General features: G+C 69.4%; 7 protein-coding genes and 1 pseudogene. 7 read left to right on the plus strand and 1 reads right to left on the minus strand.

The features are described 5' to 3' along the window. The coding region (locus tag A4R44_RS50680) for an SDR family NAD(P)-dependent oxidoreductase (protein WP_232791756.1) at positions 1–487 on the minus strand (487 nt) is incomplete at its 3' end. 167 nt (positions 488–654) lie between these two features. Here A4R44_RS50680 and A4R44_RS24450 point away from each other — a divergent pair. From A4R44_RS24450 to A4R44_RS24480, 7 genes and pseudogenes are all read left to right on the plus strand, one after another. After that, positions 655–1,527 carry a helix-turn-helix transcriptional regulator gene (locus A4R44_RS24450; RefSeq protein ID WP_067585220.1) on the plus strand — a complete coding sequence of 291 codons (873 nt, stop codon included), beginning with the start codon at positions 655–657 and terminating at the stop codon, positions 1,525–1,527. 264 nt (positions 1,528–1,791) lie between these two features. After that, positions 1,792–2,673: an aldo/keto reductase gene (locus A4R44_RS24455; protein WP_067585127.1), complete on the plus strand. Its 882-nt coding sequence runs from the start codon at positions 1,792–1,794 to the stop codon at positions 2,671–2,673. Positions 2,674–2,718: 45 nt separating this feature from the next. Continuing rightward, positions 2,719–3,597, plus strand: a complete 879-nt coding sequence (locus tag A4R44_RS24460; RefSeq protein ID WP_067585129.1) for an FAD:protein FMN transferase — start codon at positions 2,719–2,721, stop codon at positions 3,595–3,597. Between the two features lie 80 nt (positions 3,598–3,677). Further along, positions 3,678–4,133, plus strand: coding sequence for a hypothetical protein (locus A4R44_RS24465; protein WP_067585132.1), 456 nt, complete (start codon positions 3,678–3,680; stop codon positions 4,131–4,133). 31 nt (positions 4,134–4,164) lie between these two features. Continuing rightward, positions 4,165–4,917, plus strand: coding sequence for an SDR family oxidoreductase (locus tag A4R44_RS24470; protein WP_198545429.1), 753 nt, complete (start codon positions 4,165–4,167; stop codon positions 4,915–4,917). Positions 4,918–5,184: 267 nt separating this feature from the next. Next, positions 5,185–6,576 (plus strand): MFS transporter, encoded by a 1,392-nt coding sequence (locus A4R44_RS24475; RefSeq protein ID WP_067585142.1) that lies wholly within the window; start codon positions 5,185–5,187, stop codon positions 6,574–6,576. A gap of 356 nt (positions 6,577–6,932) precedes the next feature. Then, positions 6,933–7,170: pseudogene (locus A4R44_RS24480) on the plus strand (cytochrome P450); the annotation flags it as partial.

Raw genomic sequence — 7,170 nt, forward strand, 5'->3', positions numbered from 1 at the left:
GGTTCAGCGCGTCGGACATGCCTTCCAGCGCGGCTTTCGTCGCGGTGTAGTAGCCGGAGCCGGGGTTCGACCGCGGCGCGGCGATCGAGGAGACGTTGACGACGGTGCCCGATCCCCGCGCGCGCATCTGGGGGAGTACCTGCTTGGTGAGGTCGACGGGGCCGAAGAAGTTCGTGGCGAACAGTTCGTCCACCTCGTCCGCGGCCGCTTCCTCGACTGCGGCCCGGTATCCGTGCCCGGCGTTGTTGACCAGCACATCGACAGCTCCGAACCGCTCGGTGGCGGTCTCGACCACGGCAACCACCTGGTCGTGGACGGTGACGTCCAGCGGCAGTGCCAGGGCGCGGTCTGGGTGCGCGTCGACGAGGTCTCGCACACGGTCGGTGTCACGGGCGGTGACGGCCGCGTTGTCTCCGTGTTCGAGGACGGCTCTGGCCAGCGCGGCCCCCAGTCCGCTCGACGCTCCCGTAATGAGCCAGGTCGTCATCCTCGTGCTCCTTTCGGCGGTGTCGTGCCTGCGGCGCTCGCGCCCGTTCTGCCCCTTTGCTCATCCGACCGCATCCTGCTCGCGCGCGGGAGNGCGCGGGAGGAAGAGCTGGTCCGTGTACTGCCAGTTCCTCCCTGGGCCCGGATAGCGGAGTTAGCATGGCCTGCATGGATCATCGAGCAGAGGTGGCGGAGTTCCTGCGTACGCGCCGGAACCGGATCACCCCCGACCAAGCGGGCCTCATCGGCGGGGGGCGGCGTCGTGTGCCCGGCCTGCGCCGGGAAGAGGTCGCCATGCTCACCGCGGTCAGCGTCGAGTACTACGCCCGGATGGAGCGCGGCGACCTCGCCGGCGTCTCCGCCGAGGTCCTCGACGCCCTTGCCCGCGCGCTCCAGCTCGACGAGGCCGAGATCGATCATCTGAACGACCTCGCCCGTGCGGCCGGGCCCGCGCCGGTGCGGCGCAAACGGCCGGCTGAGCAGTCAGTGACGCCCTCCTTGCAGCGGTTCCTGGACGCGGTGACCGGCGCCCCGATGTGGGTGCGGGACCGGCGCCTGGATTTCGTCGCCGCGAACCCGCTCGGCCGCGCGCTTTACGCGCCCATGCTGGACGATCCGGCGAACCGCGGCAACACGGCCAGGTTCGTGTTCCTCGACCCCGCGTCGCGGAACTTCTTCCCGGACTGGGAGAAGAACGCCAGCGACATCGTCGCGACCTTGCGCATCTACGCCGGGCAGAACCCGCTGGACAAGAAGCTCACCGACCTGATCGGGGAGCTGGTCACGCGCAGCGACACGTTCCGGCTCCGTTGGGCCGCGCACCACGTGCGCCACCACCGCGGCGGGATCAAGCGCATCTGCCATCCCGCGGTCGGGGATCTCGAATTCTCTTACGAGGCAATGGACCTTCCGGCGAATCCGGATTGGTTCATGTTCGCCTACACCGCGGAACCCGGCAGTCCCACCGAGGAACGGCTGAAGCTGCTCGGCAGCCTCGCCGCGTCCGACCAGGCGGGCAGCGACACCGACGCGCGTCGCTGATCCCGCACTGGCAGCACCGGGTCCGATCTCATTCAAGAGGGTCGTGCCGCGAACGAGGCCGCTCCCGCGCCGGAGCGGCACGCGGGCCTCGATCAACTCACCCTTCTGGGCGGTCTCCCCGCCGTCGCGCCGGCGTTCGGCGACAATCGATCGGCGGCCGGACCTCGGTTCTTCGGCATTCGCGCCGCCTCGCCGGGCGACTGTCCGGGAAGGACGTACTGCCAGTGACTCCCTCGACCGCAGTCGCGAACTTACCGTGGAGGCATGAGCGTGAAACTGACTTTGAACAACGGCGTCGAGATGCCCGCGCTGGGCTTCGGCGTGTTCCAGACCCCGCCCGAGACCACCGCCGCGTCCGTCGCTGAGGCGCTGCGCGTCGGCTACCGGCTGATCGACACCGCGGCCTCGTACTTCAACGAGCGCGAAGTCGGCGAAGGCATCCGCCGGTCCGAAGTGGACCGTTCGGAGCTGTTCGTCGAGACCAAGATTTGGATCAGCGACTACGGCTACGACGAAACCCTGCACTCCTTCGACAAGAGCGCGGGCAAGCTCGGCGTCGACCAGATCGACCTTCTCCTGCTGCACCAGCCCGTCCCGACCGACTTCGCCCGGACGATCGGCGCCTACAAGGCGCTGGAGAAGCTGCTGGCCGACGGGAAGGTCCGCGCGATCGGCATCAGCAACTTCATGCCGGGCGTGCTCGAGGACTTGCTGAAGGAGACCGGAGTGGTCCCCGCGGTGAACCAGGTGGAGGTGCACCCGTACTTCACCCAGCCCGAGGTGCAGGCCGCGAACGCGGAGCACGGGATCCTGACCCAGGCGTGGTCGCCGATGGGCGGCATCACCAGCTACCGCGGCGAGAGCGGCAAGTCGACGTTCAACGACCCGGTGATCGGCGAGATCGCCGCCGCGCACGGCAAGACGCCCGCTCAGGTAATGCTGCGCTGGCACCTGCAGGAGGGGCGCTCGGCGATCCCGAAGTCGGTCAATCCCGAGCGGATCGCGGCGAACTTCGACGTCTTCGGTTTCGACCTCACCGCCGAGCAGCTCGCGGCGATCGACGCGCTGAACACCGGCGTCCGCGGCGGCCCGGAGCCCGAGGCGATCACCCGGGAAGCCTTCCACCGCGACATCCCCGAAGCCTGAACCGTTGCCGACGACCACCCGGCGGCCCGATCGCCCGACGGGCCGATGAGCGCCGGGGATTCGTTCCGGTTCGCCGCGATCGGCACGCAGTGGCAGATCGACACCGAGCGTCCGCTGGCGGAGGAACTGCGCCGGCGGATCCGCTCGCTGGCAGAGGAATTCGACCGCGTCTGGTCCCGGTTCCGGGACGATTCGCTGGTCACCCGGATCGCGCACGCCGGGACCGGAGGACGGTTCGAGTTCCCCGCCCGGGACGCGGCGCTGCTGGACCTCTACGACCGTCTCGTCGCCGCGACCGACGGCGCGCTCGACCCGCTCGTCGGCAGAGACCTGGAACTGCTCGGCTACGACGCCCGCTACACCCTCGTCCCCGACGAGGCCGCTCTCGCCGGCCGCCGGCGGGATTCCTGGACTCGCGACGTCCGCCGCGAAGGAACCTCGATCGCCACGGAGCGCCCGATGGTGATCGACGTCGGCGCGGCCGGGAAAGGCTACCTGGTCGACCTCGTCGCCCAAACCCTGCTGGACGCGGGCGTCGTCGAGTTCGTCGTCGACGCCAGCGGCGATCTGCGCCACCACGGCCGGGAGCCCGTCACCGTGGGCCTGGAGCATCCGGTCCTGCCGGGGCGGGTGCTCGGCACCGTCGCCCTGCGCGACTCGGCATTGTGCGCATCGGCGACGAACCGGCGGAGCTGGGGCGACGGCTTGCATCACGTCCTCAATGGACAGACCGGGCGTCCGGTCGACGATGTCGTGGCGACGTGGGTTCTCGCCGCCGATGCCGCCACCGCCGACGGACTGGCCACAGCGCTGTTCGTCAGCGATCCCGCTCGGCTGCGCACGTTTCCGTGCAGCTGGGTGCGGATGCTGGCCAACGGCAGAGTCCAGTGGTCGGACAACTTCGCCGGAGAGCTGTTCCTCTGATCCGTTGCCGTCCTGCGGCAGCGGACAACAGCATCGTGCCCGAACAATTTCGTGCATAAATCCCACATGGAGAAGAAGAGATGAAGACGGACATTCTCGTCCGCACTGCCTTCGCTGCGGCCTCGACAGCCGCGCTGGTCGCCCTCGCCGGGTGCGCCAGCGGCGGCACAACGTCGCCGCAACCCTCGGACACGGCGGCAGCCAGCTCGCCGCCCGGCACGAACTCGAGCGGCATTCGCTACAAGGACGGCACCTACACCGTCCGGGGCGTGTACGGCGGCGCACCGTCCTACCTGACCGTGACCCTCGCGCTCAACGCCGGCACGATCACCAAGGCCGCCGTCGAACCGATGCCGGACAACAACGACACCTCCCGCGGCTACCAGGAACGGTTCGCCGCAGCCGTGCCCGCCGAGGTGACCGGGAAGAGCATCGGCGACGTCCAGGTCGGCAAACTCGCCGGCGCCAGCGGATGCGCGGACGGGTTCAACGACGCCGTCGCGAAGATCCGCGAACAAGCCAAAACCGGCAGCTGAGCGAAAGGCGGCAACCACGATGGAGGAAAAGATGTCGACAGTGCTGGTCGTCGGGGCGAGCGGGAGCATCGGAAGGCTGGCTGTCGCCGAAGCGTTCCGCGCCGGGTACCAGGCCAAAGCCTTGGTGCGCAACGAATCGAAGGCCGGCTCGTTCCCCGAGGGCACTCAGGTCGTGGTCGGAGACCTGACCCGGGCGGAAACCCTGCGCGACGCGGTCGCGGGCGCCACCGGCGTCGTCTTCACCCATGGCACCTACGGCGATGCGCACCAAGCGGAACTGGTCGACTACGGCGCTGTGCGCAACGTCTTGAGCGCCCTCTCCGCTCCGGCCAGGATCGCGCTGATGACCGCGATCGGCGTCACGAAACACACCCCGGGCCACGACTGGAAGCGGCGCGGAGAGCGGCTGGTGCGCGCCAGCGGCCTGCCCTACACGATCGTGCGCCCCGCGTGGTTCGACTACAACGCTGCCGACGAGCACCGCTTGGTGATGCTGCAAGGGGACACCCGGTGGGCGAGCGATCCCTCCGACGGCGTGATCTCGCGCGCCCAGATCGCGCAGGTCCTCGTCGCCTCGCTGGCCTCGGACGCTGCGGACCGCAAGACTCTGGAACTGGTCGCCGAAACCGGGCCCGCGCAAGCCGACCTGGATCCGCTGTTCGCGGCGTTGCGGGCCGATCCGCGGGACGCGCTCGACGCCGTACTCGACCGCGACAACATGCCGCTGGCCGACGAACCTGCTGGGGTCGTCACAGAACTCGACGCCATGCGCGGACGGTTCTGAACCAGGGGCCGTTGAGAGGCAGCGCGAGATCCCTTTCCCGCACTGGGAAATTCCTGCTGCGGGCCGTGGCCCGCGTGAATGCGATCACCTTGGGCCTACTGCCAGTACGCGGATAACCAGTGACTCCCGGGATTCCGGCGCGGAGCCGAAACTGGAGTGGCCAGCATCAGCCGAACAGCATCCCGGAACCCGGCTTCGTCCGCAGCCGGCAGCACTGCGTTCGCGCTGGCCCTCCGGCCCGCTCCGACCATCGACAACAGGTGAACCATGACAGTTTGCGAAACCACCAGCCTCGAAGCACCGGCAGCGCCGACGCGACGCGGCAGTCACCCGCGCGCCGCCCTCGGCGTGGCGATGCTGGGCTTCTTCGTCGTGGCACTGGATTCCCAGATCGTCAACGTCGCGCTCCCGAGCATCCGCCGCGATCTCGGCGGCGGCCTGTCGGGACTGCAGTGGATCGTCACCGGGTACACGCTGATGTTCTCCGCGCTGATCCTGTTCGCCGGAACGTTCTCCGAGCGCATCGGCGCGAAGCGCGCCTACGCCGCGGGAATGATCCTGTTCGTCGTGTCCTCCGCGGTGTGCGGGGCGGCGCCGAACCTGGGCGTCCTGATCGCCGCCCGGTTCGTGCAGGGCCTGGGCGCGGCGATGATCACGCCGACTGCCCTCGCTCTCATCCGGGAGGCCTACCGCGACGCAGGAAAGCGTGCGCGGGCCATCGCCTACTGGGCGATGGGCGGCTCCATCGCCGCCGCGGCCGGCCCCATCGTCGGCGGCGCGCTCACCCAGGTCGACTGGCGGATCATTTTCTACCTGAACCTGCCGATCGGCGTGATCGCGCTGCTCGTGCTGTCCCGCGTGGGCGCCTCGTCCCGGCAGCCGCGCCCGGTCGACTGGACCGGTCAGATCTCTGCCGTCGCCGGTCTCGCCGCGCTGACCTACGCGATCATCGAAGGCGCGAGCGGCGGCTACGGACGACCGCCGATCATCGGCGCGTTCGCGGTATTCGTCGTCGCTGCCGTCGTCTTCCTCGCTGCGCAGAAGCGCGGCGCCCATCCCATGGTGCCGCTCGACCTTTTCCGTTCCACCCACGTGATCGTCGCACTGGCCGCCGCGTTCATCGGCATGGTCGGCTTCTACGGCGTCGTGTTCGTCCAGAGTCTCTACTTCCAGCAACTCCGCGGGCAGGAAGCGTTCATGGCCGGTCTGCTGTTCCTGCCGATGACCGGCATGGTGGCGAGCCTCAGCCCGCTCGTGCCGCGCGTGTCCGCCCGCTTCGGGCTCAGGGTCCCGATCGTCGGAGGCCAGGCGCTGATGGCCGCCGGACTCGTCGCGCTCGCCTGCATCCCGCGGGACACCCCGATCTGGGTGGTCGCGGTGCTGATGATCCCGGTCGGCGTCGGCGGCTCGTTCACCGTCCCGCCCCTGACCTCGCTGCTGCTCGACAGCGTGCCCGCGCAGCGCGCCGGCACCGCCAGCGGCGTGCTGAACATGTTCCGCCAGATGGGCGGCTCGCTCGGAGTCGCCGGCGTGGGCGCGGTGCTCGCCGCGCAGGCGGACTTCATCACCGGACTGCGCATCAGCCTGATCGCGGTCGCGGTTCTTGTCTTGCTCACCGCCGTCGCCAGCCTCACGCTCCGGCACGTCCCGCACGAGTGAGGACAGCACGGCCGGTAGCTGACTAACCGAGGCGGACGGCCGCCCCGGTTTGTCGTGCGTTCGCGACGCTTGATCCGTTCCTGCCGCTTCAGCCCATCGCGTCTCGCAGGCAAACAGTGCGTTCGGCCGCAGCATGTGCCTGCGACGGTCATCGAGCCGGAACGCTTGAGGGGTGGGCGGCCTGGGGGCAGAGGGCGATCAGCGCAACGGCTAGGACGCTGCGCGCGCAGGTCTCCTGTAGAGGTTGGGCGAGGGGTTGGGCCTCATGCCTCGGAGTAATTAAGGCAGCTGATTGACTTAATTTCGCGGATTGGCCATGATCGTGGCGGTTGCCGGTCCCCGAGCAGGAGGTTGCGATGCCCGAAAGCGACGTGGAGCAGTTGCCGAGGTTTCCTTTCGAACAGCCGGGGGCGTTGGAGCCTCCGGCTGAGTGGGCGGAGCTGCGCGCGGGATGCCCGGTCGCGCGGGTCGCGTTGGCGAGCGGGGACGAGGCGGCGCTGATCACCCGGTACGCCGACGTGAAAACCGTGCTCTCCGACCGGCGGTTCACCCGTCCGACCCCGGCCGATGGCGCGGCGCGGGTGGCGGACACCG

It is taken from the genome of Amycolatopsis sp. M39 (assembly GCF_001651785.1).
Taxonomy (GTDB): Bacteria; Actinomycetota; Actinomycetes; order Mycobacteriales; family Pseudonocardiaceae; genus Amycolatopsis; species Amycolatopsis rubida.